The following is an 18,230-nucleotide window of genomic DNA, read 5'->3' as shown; positions in this document are numbered from 1 at the left end:
TGAAACTATTTTGGTTTTTCTAATTTTGCATCAATCAATCAATCAACAGTTTCATGAAAAATCATTTATTGCTTTGTTTCCTCTTCATAAGTGTCTTTGGCTACAGCCAAAAAAAAACATTACAAACAAAATTCATTTCCGAAAAAATTGAAATTGATGGAAACTTAGATGAATCCATTTGGCAATCTGCTGCAGTAGCAACTGATTTCATCATGTTTGAACCTGATAATGGTAAGGCAATTCCCGAGAACAAAAGAACAGAAGTAAAAGTCTTATACGATAACGACGCCATATACATTGGAGCCATTATGTATGACGACAATCCAGATAAAATTTTAAGAGAAATCACTCAAAGAGATAATTTTGGTACTTCTGACATTTTTGGAGTTTTTATTAACGGTTTTAATGACGGGCAGCAAGATTTTCAATTTTTTGTAAATGCTGCTGACGGTCAAGCCGATTGTATCACAACTGACACCAATGGCGAGGATTACTCCTGGGATGCCGTTTGGAAAAGCAAAGCCGTAATTACAGCTAAAGGTTGGATTGTCGAAATGCGAATTCCATACGCAGCACTGCGTTTTTCTGGTGAAAACAAACAAACTTGGGGACTTAATTTTTTTAGAGAGATAAGACGAGACCGACAAAAATTTACTTGGAACTTCATCGATTCAAAACTTGGAACATTTACCCAACAAACCGGAGTTTTAGAGGGAATTGAAAACATAAAACCTCCTACCCGACTTTTTCTTTTACCGTACTCTTCTTTCTATGTTAATGCGGACGCAAGGCAAAAAACATACGGAACTCTTAAAGGTGGATTGGATTTAAAATATGGAATAAACGATGCTTTCACACTGGATATGATTCTTGTTCCTGATTTTGGACAAACAAAATACGATGATCAAATTTTGAATTTAGGACCATTCGAACAACAATTTAATGAAAACAGACCTTTTTTCACGGAAGGAACTGATTTATTCAGCAAAGGAAATTTAGTTTATTCGAGACGAATTGGGGGCGTTCCAACATATAAGTTAAATGAAAATGAATCATTTGCAGAGACTCCAAATGTCAGTCTTATCAATGCTTTTAAAATTTCGGGCAGAACTAAAGATGGTTTAGGAGTAGGAATTCTGAACGCTGTTACGGAAAAAACACCAACCTCTATTTATAACCGTGAAACCGGCAAAATCAGAAATGAAATAGAACCACTGGCAAATTATAATGTATTAGTTTTAGACCAACGCTTTCGCAAAAATTCCTCTGTTGCGTTTGTGAATACAAATGTGACCCGAAACGGAAGTTTTCGTGATGGAAATGTAACGGCATTAGTTTGGGATTTGAATACTAAGAAAAACACCTACAACCTTGCCGGTGATTTCAAGTATAGTTACATCAATGGTATTGAGGACAAAAAAGGTATTAATTCCCAATTGAATTTCTCTGAAACCAGTGGTAAATTTCGTTATGGAGTTGGGGCTGATATCACCACAAAAGATTTTGATAATAATGATTTAGGAATCAATTTTGAGACTAATTATTACAGTCTATATGGTAACACCAGTTATAGAATCCTTAATCCTACGAAGTATTTTAACACTTTCAATGCCAGAATAAACGCTTATTCACAATTTCAAAAAGAAACAGGCAAATTACAAACGGGCAATATTAACTTTCAGATTAATTCGAATACCAAAAAAAATCATTACTTCGGAATAGGTTTCGATGCGAATCCGGTAGAGACTTATGATTATTATGAACCAAGAGTTGCTGACAGATACGTTATAAGACCTAGTAAACTTGGAGGATTTATTTATATTTCAACCAATTACAATAATAGTTTCGCCATTGATTTTAATCCATCTTACGCCGTTTTTGACGAGGCAGGAAGAAATTCGTATGGCTTTTCTCTTGGTCCGAGATACCGTTTTAGCGATAAATTATCGTTGAATTATAATTTCAATTTTTTCAGGCAAAACAATAACAAAGGCTACATTGACAGTATTAATGAAGACCTAAATTTGGCTACGCCAAATACTATAGTTTTCGCGAATAGAAATGTAATTACCTATTCGAATACGCTTTCGGGAAAGTATTCGCTGAACAGTCAGATGACGTTTAATATTTCGTTACGCCATTATTGGTCTTATGCGGAGAATAAAAATACTTTATCATTAGAACAAAACGGCAGACTTATGGATTTTGCAGGATACGCAGAGAACAAAAACTCTAGTTTTTATTCCTGGAATGCTGATTTGTCTTATACTTGGTGGTTTGCGTCAGGAAGTCAGGTTTCTGTTTTGTATCGAAACAATGCGGGTGCTTTTGAAAGAAACATCAATAAAGAATTTAGAGAGAACTTCACCAATTTATTGAATAATGACGCATTGAGTCATGTTTTCTCGATCAGTGTGCGCTATTTTATAGATTATAATGAAGTGAAGAATAAATTCTAAATGCATAAACCTTAAAAAAGGTAACTTTCCACAACAAAATAATCATTATTTGTTATGCTTAGCCTCTGAATCTATAATAGTGATTTTGATTCACTTGAAGATTTTTAGAAATACTTTATCTTTGCTTAAAATAAATTTGCAATGAATAAAAAAGTAATTCTTATGATTTTGGACGGTTGGGGAAAATCTCCTGACCCAAAAGTTTCTGCTATCGATAATGCCAATGTTCCATTTATTAATAGTCTTTATAGAAATTATCCAAGTGCTCAACTTAGAACTGACGGATTAAACGTTGGTCTTCCTGAAGGGCAAATGGGAAACAGTGAAGTAGGTCACATGAATCTTGGCGCAGGCCGAATTGTATATCAGGATTTAGCCAAAATAAACCTTGCCGTAGCACACGACACTTTAGCTAAGGAGCAAGTTTTAGTTGACGCCTTCACGTATGCTAAAATACACAATAAAAAAGTACACTTTTTAGGTCTGGTTTCAGATGGAGGTGTACACTCTCATACATCTCATTTACGCGGCTTGATTGATGCGACACAACAACACGGATTACAAAAAGTTTTTGTTCACGCCTTTACTGATGGTCGTGATGTAGATCCAAAATCCGGAAAGCATTACATTCAGGATTTACAGGATTATATCGCTCATACTACCGTAAAACTGGCATCGGTTGTGGGACGTTATTATGCGATGGACCGCGACAGACGTTGGGAAAGAGTAAAACTTGCTTACGATTTATTGGTAAACGGAATTGGAACACATTCAACAAATGCAGTTGCTTCTATCGAGGATAGTTATGAAGTCAATGTAACTGATGAATTTATTCATCCAACGGTTATTGTGGATGAATACGACAAACCTCTAGCAACAATTGAAGAAGATGATGTGGTTATTTTCTTTAATTTCAGAACGGACAGAGGAAGAGAATTAACAGAAGTATTGACTCAAATGGATTGTCATGAACAAAACATGCACAAACTTAATTTGTATTATGTTACGCTCACTAATTATGACGAAACGTACAAAAACGTAAAAGTCGTTTACAACAAAGATAATATTACGGAAACTCTTGGAGAAGTTTTAGAAAAAGCCCACAAAAAGCAAATTCGTATTGCCGAAACGGAGAAATATCCTCACGTGACTTTCTTCTTTTCAGGTGGAAGAGAACAGCCCTTTATTGGCGAAAGCCGCATCTTGAAAAATTCTCCTAAGGTTGCCACTTATGATTTGCAACCGGAAATGAGCGCCTTTGAGTTGACCGATGCTTTGATTCCTGAATTAGAGAAAGAAGAAGTAGATTTTGTTTGTCTTAACTTTGCCAACGGCGATATGGTGGGACATACCGGAATTATGAGTGCAGCAATAAAAGCCTGTGAAGCGGTTGATAAATGTGTGGAAAAAGTAATCACGGCAGCATTAGCCCATAATTATACTACCATCGTAATTGCAGATCACGGAAATTGTGAAACTATGATTAATCCTGACGGAAGTCCAAATACGGCGCATACTACAAATCCAGTTCCAATTATTTTAGTGGACAAAGATATAAGAGTGATTCATGATGGAGTTCTTGGCGATATTGCTCCAACCATCTTGGAATTAATGGGTGTCGAAAAACCGGAGGTAATGACTTGTCATTCTTTACTTTAAAAAAATTAAAAATTAATATTTAACTAAAAGCTGCTTTTCTTATGAGTAGCTTTTTTTATAAATAAAAGTTAAAATCTCAATATTGATAGTAATACTATTATATTTGCATAAAATATTATCGTTTATGAATTCTATACTATCGAATTTAAAAATACAAGTCAACGAGAAGATATACGTTAAGGATCCGGAAACGTCTCCTTTAGGTAAGAAGATTATACAACAAAGTATCCTTCTGATAGACGAAATTGGTTTTGACAATTTTACGTTCAAAAAATTGGGAGAAAAAATTGGTTCCAATGAAAGCTCTATTTATCGTTACTTTGAGAACAAGCATAAATTGCTCGTATATTTATCTTCTTGGTATTGGAGCTGGATGGAATATAAGCTGGTTTTTGCAACTACAAATATTTTGGATCCATCCGAAAAACTGGACAAAGCAATAACAATTGTAACTGAAAAAGTTACTGATGACGTTAATACAGAACATATCAATGAATCTATTTTGAATAAAATTATCATTGCAGAATTTACAAAAACATTACAGACAAAAGAAGTAGATCAAGAAAATAAAGAAGGTTTTTTTCTAATTTATAAAAGGGTAATAAACCGAATTGTAGGCTTTATAAACGAAGTCAATCCGGAATATCCTTTTTCTAAATCGCTAGCATCAACAATCGTAGTTGGAAGTTTACACCAACATTTTCTGACGGAACATTTGAAAACTATTACAGATTGTAATGAATACGTGAGTACTACTCAATTTTATTTAAATCTTACCAAAAATGTCCTACGATAAACAAAAAAAAATCACCATGACGCCATTAAAACGTTTTTACAATTTACTTGAATTAGATAAAAAAGATGTGTATCAAATATTTTTTTATGCCATTTTTGCAGGATTAATCAGTTTGTCTTTACCTCTGGGTATTCAAGCCATCATCAACTTTATACAATCCGGAAGAGTAAGCGCCTCTTGGATTGTTTTAATCATTTTGGTGATTTTTGGTGTCGCATTAGTGGGGATTTTATCGTTGATGCAATTGCGAATTACTGAAAATTTACAACAGAAAATATTTGTTCGCGCTTCATTTGAATTTGCAGCCCGTTTGCCAAAAATAAAAATGGATCAATTGTACAATTCTTATCCACCAGAATTAGCCAATCGATTTTTTGACACGATGACTATCCAAAAAGGAACTTCCAAGCTGCTAACCGATTTCTCAGCAGCATTATTGCAAATTGCTTTCGGAGTAATTTTACTGTCTTTGTATCATCCGTACTTTATAATATTTGGAGTCTTACTATTTTTTCTTTTGTATTTTATTTTCCGATTTTCTTTTAAATCCGGTCTGGAAACAAGTTTGAAAGAATCAAAATTCAAATATAAAGTAGCAGGCTGGTTACAAGAATTAGCTCGGAATAATTACAGTTTCAAAAATGATCTTCACTACAATTTTGGACTCCAAAAAAACAACAATATAGCGGCTGCTTATTTGAATTATCGGGAAAAACATTTCAATGTTATCCAAAGACAATTTACCCAATTAATCATTTTTAAAATTTTAATAACTGGTGGCTTATTGTCTATTGGAGGTTTTTTGGTACTTTCAGAACAAATGAATATTGGCCAATTCGTAGCGGCAGAAATCATTATTTTATTAGTTATAACTTCTGTCGAAAAAATTATCATTGGACTTGAAACATTCTACGATGTACTGACCTCAATTGAAAAAATTGGTCAAGTGACTGACATGGAATTAGAAGACGATACCGCATTTAACAGCGATACTTGCTATGCTAATATTTCATTGGAAATAGAAAATCTTACGTTTAAATTTCCGGATTCAAACAAGGAAATATTAAGTAATTTATCTCTTAAAATAGAACAGGGAGAAAAAATAGCGATTGAAGGACCTAATGGTTCTGGGAAAACAACCCTAATTCGCATATTGTCCGGTTTATTGCAACCTACATCTGGTACTTTTTACATTAATGACGATACGTATAGAAAAATTAACCTGAAGCAATATCGTTCGCAAATTGGCGGTATTATTCACGGTGAAACACCATTTGAAGGAACGCTGTTAGAAAACATTACGTTCAATGACAGCTCAATAACAACTGAAAATCTAAAATGGGCTATTGAAGGAGTCCAACTTTCCAGCTTTGTAAAAACGCTGCCGAAGGGTCTCGAAACACGCATTTTTCCTGAAGGTAAGCAATTATCATCTTCTGATGCTGAAAAAGTACTATTGGCTAGAAGTATCATACACAAACCAAAAATCCTTTTTTACGAAGATCCTACGGACATGATGGATATTAAAATTGCTAATGAAATTATTGATTTCCTTACATCCGAGAAGAACAACTGGACAATAATAGTTTCGTCAAAAAACCCATACTGGAAAACCAAATGCAGTCGCATCATCACTATGGAAAATGGAACTATTCAACTTGATTTAAAAAATAATTAGTCATGCTAAATATATCTGACAATAAAACAAAACTGCCGTCATTAGATCGTTTTAGTACGGTGAAAAACCTAGTCAACAGACCACACTATAAAATTTTAAATAAAATTATTGTAGGGGTTTCAATTATAGGGGTAATAGCACTCTTTTTGCCTTGGACGCAAAACATTTCAGGCAGCGGAAGCGTTACCACATTAAGACCTGACCAAAGACCACAGTCCATTCAGAGTGTGATTTCTGGTCGACTTGAAAAATGGTATGTTCAGGAAGGCGATTTTGTAAAGAAAGGCGATACAATTCTATTTATATCAGAAATAAAAGAGGATTATATGGATCCAAATTTAGTTCAAAATACACGAAATCAAATAGATGCAAAAAAACAATCTTTACAATCGTATGGTTCAAAAGTAAGCACGCTTACTGGCCAGATACAAGCCATTGAAAGAGAAAAAGTTTTGAAAATAGAACAAGCGCAAAATAAAATTAAACAATCCGTTTTGAAAATAAAGAGTGACAGTATTGATTTAGTTGCCGTAAGAACCCAACTAAAGATAGCCAATACACAATACAATCGTTCGGTTCAACTGAATAAGGAAGGACTGAAACCGCTTACTGATATTGAAGAAAAAAGACTGAAATTACAAGAAGTAGAAGCGAAAATTATCACTCAGGAAAACAAATACTTAACCAGCAAAAACGAGTTTATTAATGCTAAAGTTGAGATAAACAGAATAAGCGCAGAGTATGCAGAGAAAGTTTCGAAAGCCAATAGTGACAAATTCACAGCACTTAGCAGTCAGTACGATACTGATGCGCAAGTGAATAAACTTGAAAATCAGTATGCAAATTACAGCATTAGAAACCGAATGTATTACATCAAAGCCTCGCAAAACGGCTATATCAATAGGGCTTTGCAATCCGGAATAGGAGAAACCATTAAAGAAGGAACGCCAATTGCAACCATAATGCCATCAAAATATGATATTGCCGTAGAAACTTTTGTAAACCCAATTGACCTTCCGTTGTTACGCAAAGGAGAAAAAGTCAGAGTTTGGTTTGATGGATGGCCTACAATTGTATTCTCTGGATGGCCAAACATGTCGTATGGAACCTTTGGAGGTGAAATTGTAGCCATTGAAAATTTCATTAGTGTCAATGGAAAATATCGCGTATTAATTTCACCTGATAATAGTGATGATAAATGGCCTGAGCAACTGAGTATAGGAGCTGGAGCGCAAACCATCGCACTGCTAAATAATGTGCCGGTTTGGTTTGAATTGTGGAGATCCTTGAACGGATTCCCTCCTAATTATTACAAACCAGGGGTAAAACCAACAACAGAGAAAAAATAATGAAACAACTATTTTTAGCATTTTTATTTTTGGGTTTTACTGCAACAGCCCAAGATATCAACTCAAAAGAATTCACTTATACGGAGTTCTTGGGGTATGTAAAAAAATACCATCCGCTGGTGAAGAATGCCAACTTGGAAATCAGTAAAGCGCAAGCTAATTTGATGATGGCTCGCGGTGGTTTTGACCCAAAAATTGAAGTCGATTTCACCGAAAAACAATTCAAAGACAAAGAGTATTATTCGATTTTGAACAGCAGCTTCAAAATCCCAACATGGTACGGAATCGAGATTAAAGCGGGTTTTGACAATAGTGATGGCGTATACCTGAATCCGCAAAACACCCTTCCCAATCAAGGATTAACTTCCTTGGGAGTGACCGTTCCACTTGGACAAGGACTGTTTATCAACCAAAGAATGGCTGATGTCCGAAAGGCAAAAATGCAAATACAATTGAGTCAGGCAGAACGAAAACTTCAGGCAATTGCGGTTTTGTATGATGCTTCACTGGCGTATTTTAACTGGAAAAAAAACTTTAACGAAGTGCAGTTGTATGAAGAATATAATGAAAATGCACAAATTAGATTCAAAGGAATTCAATCTTTAATCAATCAAGGAGACAAACCAGCGATTGATAGTATTGAGGCAGGAATTATTGTGAAAAACAGAAAACTGAGCTTGGAAGATTCGAATCTGAAATTGGCTAAAGCCAAATTAGAACTCGCAACTTTTCTTTGGTTAGAAAACAATATTCCGCTGGAATTATCCGATGAGTTGATTCCTGAAACCCAATTGGAATTCACTATTCAGGAAAGTTTAAAAACGAATGATTTACTAAACACCGATTTCTCTATCACCAATCATCCAAAAATTAATGCGCTGCAAAGCAAAATTGACATGCTCAATGTGGAACGAAAACTGAAAGCTAACATGCTTTTACCAAAAATTGATGTCGGTTACTCCTATATTTCAGAACCCAGCTATATTGATAATTATCAGTTTGAGGATTATAAAATTGGATTGGATTTTTACTTCCCTTTGTTTCTGAGAAAAGAGCGTGGAAGCTTGAAATTGGCGAAGTTCAAAGTTCAGGAAACTGAATTTACATTGGATCTTGAAAAAGTGCAATTGACCAATAAAATCAATGCACAAAAAGTGGAAATTGAGTCCTTGCTGAGACAAAAAGAGCTGATAAAAGGTTTGGTACAAGACAATCTGACGATGTTAAACTCAGAGGAAAGATTATTTTCTTTTGGTGAAAGTTCCTTATTTCTAATCAATACCCGAGAGAATAATTTAGTTAGCGCTCAGCTTTCGAAAATCGCTTTAGAGAATCGTTTTTACATATCAAATTCAGAGCTTTTTAAAATAATGGCCAATCCGGATTAAATAATTTATAAAATTGTACTTTTGCAAATTGAAAATCCGAAATTATGATTATTGTAAAATCTCGTGAAGAAATAGAATTAATGCGCGAAAGTGCGTTGATCGTATCAAAAACATTAGGAATGATTGCTTCTGAAATCAAAGAAGGAGTCACCACTTTATACCTCGACAAATTAGCCGAAACATTCATTCGTGATCATGGTGCAGAACCTAGTTTCCTTGGATTATACGGTTTCCCAAATTCACTTTGTATGAGTCCAAACTCGCAAGTGGTGCATGGAATTCCAAATAATAAACCATTGGAAAGCGGTGATGTAATCTCTGTGGATTGTGGTGCTTTCAAAAACGGATACCATGGTGACCATGCATATTCTTTTGAAATAGGCGAAGTTGCTCCTGAAACTAAAAAATTATTACAGGTTACCAAAGAATCATTATACGTAGGAATTCGCGAATTAAGACTAGGAAACCGTGTTGAAGACGTAGGAAATGCAATTCAAAAATATACCGAATCACATGGTTATGGTGTAGTACGGGAATTAGTAGGACACGGCTTGGGCCAAAAAATGCACGAAGATCCTGAAATGCCTAATTATGGCAAAAAAGGAAGAGGAAAACTTTTTGTCGAAGGAATGGTTGTTGCCATTGAACCGATGATTAACATGGGAACCCGAAACATCAAACAACACAAAGACGGCTGGACAATCACAACCGCTGACGGAAAACCAAGTGCTCATTTTGAGCACGACGTAGCCATTATTGATGGGAAACCGGAGATTTTGTCCACTTTTGGTTATATCTACAAAGCGTTAGAAATCGTAAGTACTGAAGAAGATGAGTTTAGACAAACACCTTTAGTGCTGTAATGAAAAAACTATTTAAACTTATACTCAATACCATTCCGCGTCCTATACTTATTCGCTTAAGTTATGTGGCACGTCCTATTATCGCTTATTCATTAAAAGGAACTAATTTCACCGACCCTATTGATGGAAAAAGCTTCAAATCGATGTTGCCTTATGGATACGAAACACAACGAAATAATGTGCTTTCGCCAAGTACACTTTCATTAGAAAGGCATCGTTTATTGTGGTTGTATTTAAATAACGAAACAGATTTTTTTACTTCGACAGCAAAAAAGAAAGTACTGCATTTTGCACCAGAGCAAGCTTTTTATAAATTGTTTCGAAACCAAAAAAATCTGGACTACACGACAACCGATTTATTTTCGCCTTTGGCGGATGTAAAAGCGGACATTTGTAATTTGCCTTTTGAAGACAATCAATATGATGTCATTCTGTGTAATCACGTTTTAGAACACATTCCAGATGATACGAAAGCGATGCAAGAATTGTATCGGGTTTTGAAACCGGGTGGAATGGCTATTTTACAAATTCCACAGGATTTGTCCAGAGCCACCACTTTTGCCGATGATTCCATTACCGACCAAAAAGAACGCGCCAAAATCTTTGGTCAATATGATCACGTACGCATTTACGGTCGCGATTATTTTGATAAATTACGAAGTATCGGTTTTAAAGTAATTGAAGAAGATTACACCAATAAAATTGCACCTGAATTAGTAGAAAAATATTGTTTGGCAAAAGGGGAAATTATTCCTGTTTGTTTTAAATAGTTCAACCCATAAATTCACATCATAAAAAAACCTGCTAAAGTTAATTTTAGCAGGTTTTTAGATAATTAGTGAGTCGGTTTATTTCTTTTCAGGCATCAACATTCCAATAACTTTATCTTTGGTAAGATATTTTTTAGCAATATTCTGAATATCTTTTGCAGTCACCGCATTTACAGCTTCTTCAAATTTCAAGACATCCTCGGTACTGTTTCCATAAATATAAGATCTCGTGAAATTAGACAACCAATATCTGTTTTCTTTACTGTCTTTTCTAAAATCAGCTAATTCTCCTTCTTTGAATTTAGCCACATCTTTTTCATCCGGTCCGTTATCGATAATATTTTGAAGTTCTTTTAAAGCAGAAGCTGTCAATTTTTCAGCATTATCCGGTCCACATGGAAAACCAATATTGAAACTGTACATTCCATTTGGAATTTTACTCAAACTTCCTCTTGCAGAAACACCATAAACACCACTTTCGTTTTCACGCAATTGCTCGATTAATTTTATAGTCAAAACTTCACCAAGTGCCTGCATGGTCATCGCATCTTTAGCGGAATAAGTAGCATCGCCATAATACATGATCGTCACATTACTTTTTGGATCTGTTCCTTTGTTAACGACTTTTTTCAAATCTCCTTTTAACATTCGGTAGCCTAAATCAACTGCTTTCTCTTTTTTATTGGTAGCTGGCAAAGACGCTAAATATTTAACGGCATATTCTTCCATGGTTTTATCATCGATGTTTCCCACAAAATAAAACTCAAAATCAGCTGCATTCGCAAAACGCTCTTTGTATTTATTGTACGCTAACTTGTAATCTGTTTCGGCCCAAGATTTATCCGTTGGCATAACTCCATTGAATCTTGGATTTTCTTTATTCAAATACGTATAAAACTCTTGTTGAAAATAGTTTTGCGGTTGCGAAGCCATATTCTTAAAGAAACTTGATTGCTTTTGTTTAAAGCCTTCAAAAGCTTCAGGATCATAGTTCAAATCAGTGAAGTAAGCATACGTCATTTGGAAAAGATATTCTAAATCCTTAGGAGTAGCATTTCCGCGTAAACCTTCTGTAGTAGAACTAATATATGGATTCACTCTCGCTATTTTACCTGTCATGAATTTATTGATATCATTCAATTTAAGTCCTGAGAATCCGGCTTCCGCCAAAGCGCCATTGGCAAATTGAACTTTTTTCATCTCCTCGTTCGAGTATAAATTAGTTCCTCCAAAACTCACAGCTTCAAAAAGAACCTCATCATTCTTGAAATCGGTATTTTTATAAATCACTTTCACGCCGTTGGATAAAACTAATGTCTTAGTACCAATTTTCGAATTGCTTTCACGACTAACAATTGTACCCGGTTTAACCTCATTGCGCATTAAACTTGTAGCGACAGCAGCATCTTCATAAGGTTTAAGATCATCTGCGTTAACTTTTAATGCGTCTAGAACTTGTTGTTCCGTTACTTTTTTCAAACCTTCTTTTTCAGGTCCAGTCAGAATAATTACGCGGTTATCTTCTTTTACATAATCTTTAATCAAGCTATTCACATCCTTTAAATCAATCAAAGGCATCAATTGCTTCATCATTTGATACGTCCACTCGATTCCGGGAACCGGTTCTTTTTCTAAGAAATTAGCTTGGTATTCACCAACAAAATTCACTGAATTCGTTTTGTCTCTATCATTATATGCTTTTTCAATAGATGCAAGAAATTCGGCTTTGGAACGATCTAATTCACCTTGGGTAAATCCAAATTTCTTTGCTCTCTCATTTTCAGTGACCAAAACTTTCAAAGCATTCAACTGTTTGTCTTCCTGAGACATTGCTACTGATTGATACGCTTTTTTATTTCGGGCAAAAGTGCCGCCATAATACGAATATCCATACGTAAACGGAGGTGTTGCTGAGTTTGTCAGTTCATCCAATCGTGTGTTTAAAAGTGTAGAAAATAATCCTTCAACAAGAGAATTTTTGAAATCTCCAACATTTACCACTGGTTTTGGAGTTCCGTAATCTTTGTACATTAATTGTACTTGAGCACTTGAGGCTTCTTTATCACTTTCTACAGCTACAAAAGTTTCCTTATGATTAGGAACATCATAAACCTTTCTCAACTTTTCGTTTGCTGGGTTTTTATAGCTTGAAAAATGTGAAATAATTTTCTTCTCCATTTCAGCAACATCAATATCACCCACAACAATTACACTCATCAAATTTGGACGATACCAATCTTTATAAAAATTAATTAAGGATTGATGTTTGAATTTTTCTAAAACTTCCTTTTGTCCAATTGGCAATCGTTCCGCATAATGGGAATCGTGCATCATTTTAGAAATATAACGTCCCTGCATTCTTTTTCCGGCTCCTAAACCTAATCTATATTCTTCCAGAACAACTCCTCTTTCTTTATCAATTTCTTCCGGAGTCAAAACCGTATTGAAAGCCCAATCTTCAATAATTTGGAATCCTTTTTCCAATTTTTCAGGGCTATCTGATGGAATTGGTAAAAAATAAACGGTTTCATCAAAACTCGTGTAAGCATTCAAATGCTGTCCAAACTTTACACCAATACTTTGTAAATAATCAACCAATTGGTTTTTTGGAAAACGCTTGGTTCCATTAAAACACATGTGCTCCATAAAATGAGCTAAACCTTGTTGATCATCCGTTTCTAAAATGGATCCCGCATTGACGACTAATCGAAGATCTACTTTGTTTTCCGGTTTGGCATTTTTCTTGATGTAATAGGTTAACCCATTTTCAAGTTTTCCAGTTTTCACGCTCGGATCAAAAGGAATGGCTTTCGAATAATCCATTTGCTGGGCAAAAACAGCTAATGGAAATAACAAAACACCAAAGACTAAGTTGTTGATTTTTTTCATAAGGTTGGTTTATTTGTAGTAAAACTAATCAGTTACCATTTAAAAACAGAACGAATTAAGACAATATTAACAGATATTACTCACAAAAAAAGTCTTTACAAAACAAGATAAACCAAAAGCAAAACGTAATCATTATATTTACAAAATCTTAAGTGCTACAAAATGAAAAACTCTTTTCTCACTATAACCTTTCTTCTTCTCACGGTGTTTTGTTCCTATATTTCTTTGGCACAAACAGAAAAAGAAATCGCTCCGCCTTACAATATCAAAACGATTTCTTTTTTACAAAGTGATCGAAATGTGATTCCAATTTTTAAATTAGGTGAAGGATTTCAATTGCAGTTTGATGACCTTTTTGCCAATGAAGCCAATTATTATTACGAAATAATTCATTGCGATTACAACTGGAATCCTACCGCAATTCCAAAAAACGAATATTTAGAAGGTTTTGACAATCAAAGAATTCAAGATTACACTAATTCCTTCAATACATTACAAATCTATTCACACTACAAATTATCAATTCCCAATCAATTTACGCAGCAGTTGCGAATCAGCGGGAATTACATCATTAAAGTTTTAGACGAAAATAAAGAAGTCGTGTTTTCCAGAAAATTCATTTTATGTGAAGATCTTGTTACAGTTCCAATGCAGGTGAAGCGAGCACGAACAGTAGACAACATTGAAATGAAACACAATTTAGATTTTACCATTAAATCAAATACAATTACTTTTCAAAATCCGTTAAAAAACATCAAAGTACTTTTACTTCAAAACGGACAATTGAATAGCGGTATAAAAAACATAAGTCCACAATATACCATTGGTAATGATTTGATTTACAAATATGATTCGGAGACTCAGTTTTGGGCGGGAAATGAGTTTTTATTTTTTGAAAACAAAGACATTCGTTCGGCAAGCAACAATGTAGCTCGAATTGATTCTAAAACACCTATTTACGGTTCATATTTGTACACCAGCGCCGCCAGAGCCAATTTCCCGTATTCCTTTACCCAAGATGTCAATGGGAATTTTGTTGTCAACAATTTAAACTCAGCTAATAACGAAATCGAGGCTGATTATGCCTGGGTTTATTTCAGTCTTTCGGCACCTACATTCCGATTGAATAAAAATATTTATGTTACTGGAATGTTCAACAATTACACGCTGTCTCCAGAATACAAAATGGAGTACAATCCCAAAAAAGCGATTTATGAAAAAGCAATTTTAATCAAGCAGGGATTTGCGAATTTTGAATATAAAGTTGCTGACGAAAAAGGAGCAATTGACTATGAAAATACAATTGACGGAAACTTCTACCAAACAGAAAATGAATATACCATTTTAGTTTATTACAGAGAAAGCATTGACCGATACGACAGAGTTGTGGGTAAAGGAATGGCAAATTCGATAAATATTATTAACTAAAAAACTTTTGATAAATTTGGTAAAACGACACCATTTTTTTGTAAATTTGTCAATAATAACCCCACATTCATCCATTTAACATGGTTTCTCAAATAACAAGAGGCATAAAGATTTCGGTATTGACTAGTTTTGAGGGTACTTACTTCAAAAACTATAAGATTCACTTTGCCTTTAGTTACGTAATCACAATTGAAAACCACAGTAAGGATTCCGTTCAATTGATTTCACGTCATTGGGAAATTTTTGATTCCCTAAATGATATCGAGATTGTTGATGGCGAAGGCGTAATTGGTAAAAAACCAGTTTTAAAACCTGGAGAATTTCACACCTACAGCTCAGGTTGCCTATTGTCGTCCCCTTATGGCGCCATGAAAGGCTATTTCAATATGATTAATTTTACCTCAACAAAAAAATTCAAAGTGATAGTACCTGCTTTTAGGCTTAGTGCTCCGTTTGCTTTGAATTAAACTACAACTCTTTTATTAGAATTTTAACTTCCAATCAGATTCTCTGATTGATGAATTATTGTTACCTTTACCACTCAATTTTTGATTATAATTAAAATCTATTTAATATGCCAAAAGGAATTTACAACGTCCCAAAAGCGTTTAACGAAACCGTTAAGTCCTACGCTCCAGGAAGTCCGGAAAGAGAAGAAGTTCTAAGCACTTTCAAGAAAATGTATAGTGAAACCGTTGATGTTCCTTTATACATTGGAGGAGAAGAAATCCGCACTGGAAAAATAAAAACTATAAATCCTCCTTTCGACCACAAACATACTGTGGGACAATACCACGAGGCTGACAAAGAACATATAGAAAAAGCCATTTCAACTGCGCTTGAAGCAAAAAAGAAATGGGCTAATTTAGCTTGGGAACACAGAGCATCAATATTTTTAAAAGCTGCTGAATTGCTTGCAGGACCTTACCGTGCCAAAATAAATGCAGCAACAATGATTGCTCAGGCAAAAACAGTACACCAAGCTGAAATTGACGCAGCCTGTGAATTTATAGACTTTTTGCGTTTCAATGTGCAATTCATGTCTCAAATTTATGCTGAACAACCTGCTTCATCCGAAGGTGTTTGGAACCGATTAGAACACAGACCATTGGAAGGATTTGTTTATGCCATCACTCCGTTTAACTTTACAGCAATTGCCGGTAATTTACCTGCTGCTCCAGCATTAATGGGGAATGTTGTGGTTTGGAAACCAAGTGCTACACAAATTTATTCTGCAAATGTAATTGTAGAAGTATTCAAACTAGCAGGTTTACCGGACGGTGTAATCAATGTGGTTTATGGAGACTCAGCGATGATTTCTGAAACATTATTAGGAAGTCGTGATTTCGCAGGAATTCACTTCACCGGTTCAACCCGTGTTTTCAATGACATTTGGGGAAAAATTGGACAAAACATCAGCAACTACAAAACATATCCAAGAATCGTAGGAGAAACTGGAGGTAAAGATTTTGTTGTAGCGCATTCATCCGCTATTCCGGCACAAGTTGCTACAGCACTTTCCAGAGGAGCTTTCGAATACCAAGGACAAAAATGTTCAGCAGCTTCAAGAGCATACGTTCCAAAATCAATATGGCCAGAAGTAAAAAAATTATTAGTTGCTGATTTAGCTTCTATGAAAATGGGATCTCCAGGAGATACCAATAATTTTGTTTCATCCGTAATTTCAGAAGGTTCATTTGACAAATTAGCCGGTTTTATTGACCAAGCTAAAAAAGATGCTGATGCCGAAATTATTGCAGGAGGAAATTACGACAAGTCTGTTGGTTATTTTATAGAGCCAACCGTTATCGTAACTACAAATCCAAAATACACTACAATGGAAACCGAATTATTCGGACCAGTTTTGACAATTTACGTTTATGAAGATGCTAAATGGGAAGAAACTCTTGTTCTAGTGGATTCAACTTCTGAGTACGCATTGACAGGAGCTGTCTTGAGCCAAGACCGTTATGCCATTGAATATGCGATGAAAGTTTTAGAAAATGCAGCAGGTAATTTCTACATCAACGATAAACCAACTGGAGCAGTTGTAGGACAACAACCATTTGGTGGCGCAAGAGGATCAGGAACTAATGACAAAGCAGGTTCAGTATTGAACTTATTGCGTTGGGTTTCGCCAAGAACCATCAAAGAAACTTTTGTAACTCCAGAGAACTACAGATATCCATTTTTAGGGTAATCTAGTCTTAAAGAACTTAACAAATACACAAAAAGCCGAATCTAAAAAATTTTAGATTCGGCTTTTTTTTTTACATTTTTTCTATACACTTCTACCTTTCGACTATAATTGAAATTTCAACGGCAAATGCACTACTTTCTTAGTTTCAAAGAATTCATCTTCAAAGAAATCAGCTAAATTGTATTCCGTAGCTTTTGGAAAATCCTTCAATTCTTCAGTTAAATCTCCTCCTTTTAAATAGAGAATTCCGTTTTTCAATTCGTGTTTGTTGTTCTTTTTGATTTTGGTTTTTACCCAATAAACAAAATCCGGCATATTTGTAACGGCACGACTCACGATAAAGTCGAAATCTCCTTTCACATTTTCGGCACGCATTTGCTCCGCTTTTACATTCTTCAATTCCAATCCTTCGGCAACAGCCTGAACCACTTTTATTTTTTTGGCAATGACATCAATCAAATAAAAACGCGTTTCCGGAAAAAGAATCGCCAATGGAATACCAGGAAACCCTCCTCCAGTGCCCACATCCAAAACATAAGTGCCCGGTTCAAATTTTATAATTTTGGCAATTCCCAAAGAATGCAATATATGTTTGGTATACAAAGCATCAATATCTTTTCTTGAAATAACATTTATTTTTTCGTTCCAATCGTGGTAAAGAAAATCCAATTTTTGAAACTGTTCTTTCTGAATATCAGTCAAATTAGGAAAATACTTAAGAATCTCGTCCATGTTCTAATTTTTTAACAAA

General features: G+C 34.8%; 13 protein-coding genes. 11 read left to right on the top strand and 2 right to left on the bottom strand.

Annotated features, from left to right (window positions below; genetic code table 11):
* Positions 1 to 53: 53 nt before the first annotated feature.
* The 8 genes from BC952_RS04585 (at position 54) to BC952_RS04550 (ending at position 10,962) form a co-directional block, all read left to right on the top strand.
* Positions 54 to 2,459, top strand: a complete 2,406-nt coding sequence (locus tag BC952_RS04585) for a DUF5916 domain-containing protein (protein WP_121364436.1) — start codon at positions 54 to 56, stop codon at positions 2,457 to 2,459.
* Positions 2,460 to 2,600: 141 nt separating this feature from the next.
* Positions 2,601 to 4,118 carry a 2,3-bisphosphoglycerate-independent phosphoglycerate mutase gene (gene gpmI / locus BC952_RS04580; protein ID WP_121364435.1) on the top strand — a complete coding sequence of 506 codons (1,518 nt, stop codon included), beginning with the start codon at positions 2,601 to 2,603 and terminating at the stop codon, positions 4,116 to 4,118.
* 124 nt (positions 4,119 to 4,242) lie between these two features.
* Complete coding sequence (locus BC952_RS04575) at positions 4,243 to 4,914, top strand: TetR/AcrR family transcriptional regulator (RefSeq protein ID WP_121364434.1); 672 nt, start codon at positions 4,243 to 4,245, stop codon at positions 4,912 to 4,914.
* A gap of 16 nt (positions 4,915 to 4,930) precedes the next feature.
* Positions 4,931 to 6,592 (top strand): peptidase domain-containing ABC transporter, encoded by a 1,662-nt coding sequence (locus BC952_RS04570; protein ID WP_121364951.1) that lies wholly within the window; start codon positions 4,931 to 4,933, stop codon positions 6,590 to 6,592.
* Between the two features lie 2 nt (positions 6,593 to 6,594).
* Positions 6,595 to 7,941: an HlyD family secretion protein gene (locus tag BC952_RS04565; RefSeq protein WP_121364433.1), complete on the top strand. Its 1,347-nt coding sequence runs from the start codon at positions 6,595 to 6,597 to the stop codon at positions 7,939 to 7,941.
* Positions 7,941 to 9,329, top strand: a complete 1,389-nt coding sequence (locus tag BC952_RS04560; RefSeq protein WP_121364432.1) for a TolC family protein — start codon at positions 7,941 to 7,943, stop codon at positions 9,327 to 9,329. Before BC952_RS04565 ends, BC952_RS04560 begins: the two co-directional genes overlap by 1 nt.
* 44 nt (positions 9,330 to 9,373) lie before the next feature.
* Positions 9,374 to 10,192, top strand: coding sequence for a type I methionyl aminopeptidase (gene map / locus BC952_RS04555; protein ID WP_121364431.1), 819 nt, complete (start codon positions 9,374 to 9,376; stop codon positions 10,190 to 10,192).
* Complete coding sequence (locus tag BC952_RS04550; protein WP_121364430.1) at positions 10,192 to 10,962, top strand: class I SAM-dependent methyltransferase; 771 nt, start codon at positions 10,192 to 10,194, stop codon at positions 10,960 to 10,962. The genes map and BC952_RS04550 overlap by 1 nt, the downstream gene beginning before the upstream one ends.
* A 78-nt stretch (positions 10,963 to 11,040) precedes the next feature.
* On the opposite strand, the gene BC952_RS04545 is transcribed toward BC952_RS04550, so the two are convergent.
* Complete coding sequence (locus tag BC952_RS04545) at positions 11,041 to 13,851, bottom strand: M16 family metallopeptidase (RefSeq protein ID WP_121364429.1); 2,811 nt, start codon at positions 13,849 to 13,851, stop codon at positions 11,041 to 11,043.
* Between the two features lie 162 nt (positions 13,852 to 14,013).
* Here BC952_RS04545 and BC952_RS04540 point away from each other — a divergent pair, with 162 nt between their 5' ends.
* The 3 genes from BC952_RS04540 to pruA all read left to right on the top strand — a co-directional run bounded on the left by BC952_RS04540 (position 14,014) and on the right by pruA (position 17,479).
* A complete protein-coding gene (locus BC952_RS04540; RefSeq protein ID WP_121364428.1) occupies positions 14,014 to 15,279 on the top strand; it encodes a type IX secretion system plug protein in 1,266 nt (421 codons plus the stop codon).
* Between the two features lie 80 nt (positions 15,280 to 15,359).
* On the top strand, positions 15,360 to 15,746 hold the full coding sequence (apaG, locus tag BC952_RS04535) for a Co2+/Mg2+ efflux protein ApaG (protein ID WP_121364427.1): 387 nt from the start codon (positions 15,360 to 15,362) through the stop codon (positions 15,744 to 15,746).
* A gap of 107 nt (positions 15,747 to 15,853) precedes the next feature.
* On the top strand, positions 15,854 to 17,479 hold the full coding sequence (pruA, locus tag BC952_RS04530) for an L-glutamate gamma-semialdehyde dehydrogenase (RefSeq protein WP_121364426.1): 1,626 nt from the start codon (positions 15,854 to 15,856) through the stop codon (positions 17,477 to 17,479).
* A gap of 102 nt (positions 17,480 to 17,581) precedes the next feature.
* On the opposite strand, the gene rsmG is transcribed toward pruA, so the two are convergent.
* Positions 17,582 to 18,211, bottom strand: coding sequence for a 16S rRNA (guanine(527)-N(7))-methyltransferase RsmG (gene rsmG, locus BC952_RS04525; protein WP_121364425.1), 630 nt, complete (start codon positions 18,209 to 18,211; stop codon positions 17,582 to 17,584).
* Between the last annotated feature and the right edge of the window lie 19 nt (positions 18,212 to 18,230).

It is taken from the genome of Flavobacterium limicola (genome assembly GCF_003634755.1).
Taxonomy (GTDB): Bacteria; Bacteroidota; Bacteroidia; order Flavobacteriales; family Flavobacteriaceae; genus Flavobacterium; species Flavobacterium limicola.
This window is presented reverse-complemented; position numbering and strand designations above follow the sequence as displayed.

What these genes read in the sequence shown, in the direction of transcription:
- BC952_RS04565 (WP_121364433.1), top strand. Translation starts at nt 6,595, where the DNA reads ATGCTAAATATATCTGACAATAAAACAAAACTGCCGTCATTAGATCGT.
- BC952_RS04585 (WP_121364436.1), top strand. Translation starts at nt 54, where the DNA reads ATGAAAAATCATTTATTGCTTTGTTTCCTCTTCATAAGTGTCTTTGGC.
- BC952_RS04540 (WP_121364428.1), top strand. Translation starts at nt 14,014, where the DNA reads ATGAAAAACTCTTTTCTCACTATAACCTTTCTTCTTCTCACGGTGTTT.
- BC952_RS04570 (WP_121364951.1), top strand. Translation starts at nt 4,931, where the DNA reads ATGACGCCATTAAAACGTTTTTACAATTTACTTGAATTAGATAAAAAA.
- map (WP_121364431.1), top strand. Translation starts at nt 9,374, where the DNA reads ATGATTATTGTAAAATCTCGTGAAGAAATAGAATTAATGCGCGAAAGT.
- BC952_RS04575 (WP_121364434.1), top strand. Translation starts at nt 4,243, where the DNA reads ATGAATTCTATACTATCGAATTTAAAAATACAAGTCAACGAGAAGATA.
- pruA (WP_121364426.1), top strand. Translation starts at nt 15,854, where the DNA reads ATGCCAAAAGGAATTTACAACGTCCCAAAAGCGTTTAACGAAACCGTT.
- BC952_RS04545 (WP_121364429.1), bottom strand. Translation starts at nt 13,851, where the DNA reads ATGAAAAAAATCAACAACTTAGTCTTTGGTGTTTTGTTATTTCCATTA.
- rsmG (WP_121364425.1), bottom strand. Translation starts at nt 18,211, where the DNA reads ATGGACGAGATTCTTAAGTATTTTCCTAATTTGACTGATATTCAGAAA.
- BC952_RS04550 (WP_121364430.1), top strand. Translation starts at nt 10,192, where the DNA reads ATGAAAAAACTATTTAAACTTATACTCAATACCATTCCGCGTCCTATA.
- BC952_RS04560 (WP_121364432.1), top strand. Translation starts at nt 7,941, where the DNA reads ATGAAACAACTATTTTTAGCATTTTTATTTTTGGGTTTTACTGCAACA.
- gpmI (WP_121364435.1), top strand. Translation starts at nt 2,601, where the DNA reads ATGAATAAAAAAGTAATTCTTATGATTTTGGACGGTTGGGGAAAATCT.
- apaG (WP_121364427.1), top strand. Translation starts at nt 15,360, where the DNA reads ATGGTTTCTCAAATAACAAGAGGCATAAAGATTTCGGTATTGACTAGT.